This window comes from Acinetobacter sp. UBA6526 (assembly GCF_002434875.1).
Lineage (GTDB): Bacteria > Pseudomonadota > Gammaproteobacteria > Pseudomonadales > Moraxellaceae > Acinetobacter > Acinetobacter venetianus.
This window is the reverse complement of record NZ_DJLC01000204.1, coordinates 4,274-5,116: the sequence shown is the minus strand read 5'-3', so window position 1 is coordinate 5,116 and position 843 is coordinate 4,274. Positions and strand designations below refer to the sequence as shown.

The 843-nt window shown below is 43.3% G+C and carries 1 protein-coding gene and 1 pseudogene; both read right to left on the bottom strand.

Annotated features, from left to right (window positions below):
- A pseudogene (locus B4237_RS14020) lies at positions 1-182 on the bottom strand (histidinol-phosphate transaminase); the annotation flags it as partial.
- Positions 183-245: 63 nt separating this feature from the next.
- On the bottom strand, positions 246-843 hold a 598-nt coding region (gene hisD, locus B4237_RS14015), incomplete at its 5' end, for a histidinol dehydrogenase (RefSeq protein WP_286943609.1).

Below are 843 nucleotides of genomic sequence, written 5' to 3'. Positions count from 1 at the left end.
TCAGCTTGATTAGCTAAAACTGCCTGCACGGCTTCCACAACTTTTGGTGATGGCGGATATGGATTTTCGTTGGTATTAAGTTTGAGTAAATTCTGAATTTTAGGTTGCTCGCCCGGCACATATGGCTCTAACTCACGAACTTCTGGACTCCAAAAACGCATTTGCTCTGGTGTAAACGTCATTTTTCTACTCTCTTTGTGTCTCAAAAAAGGGGCTTATCAGCCCCTATCTATTTCTCGAATCGGTTATTGATAACGGTAACGTGCTGAGCGAGCATGGGCATCCAAATTTTCTTGCACTGCAAGAACATCGGCGGTCTTCGCTAAAGTTTTAACACCTTCCTGTGAGCACATAATCAGACTTGAGCGTTTTTGGAAATCATAAACACCGAGTGGTGATGAAAACCGCGCTGTTCCTGAAGTCGGTAACACATGGTTTGGACCTGCACAATAATCGCCAATTGCTTCGGGGGTGTAACGTCCCATAAAGATTGCACCTGCATGACGTATTTCTTGGCTCATCAACTCAGCATCGTCTAGGCACAGTTCTAAATGCTCAGGCGCAACTTGATTAATTAGATCGATCGCTTCTGCACGATCCTTTACCAGTACTAATGCACCACGATTTTGAATCGATGTTTTCGCAATTTCAGCTTTTGGTAATTCACTTAAATGCTTTTCGATAGCCGCTTCAACTGCATTTAAGAGCACTTCATCAGGTGTAATAAAAATAGCCTGCGCCACAGTGTCATGCTCAGCTTGAGACAATACGTCCATTGCCAACCATTCAGCATTATTTTCCCCTTCAGCATAAACCAAAATTTCTGAAGGGCCTGCAATCATA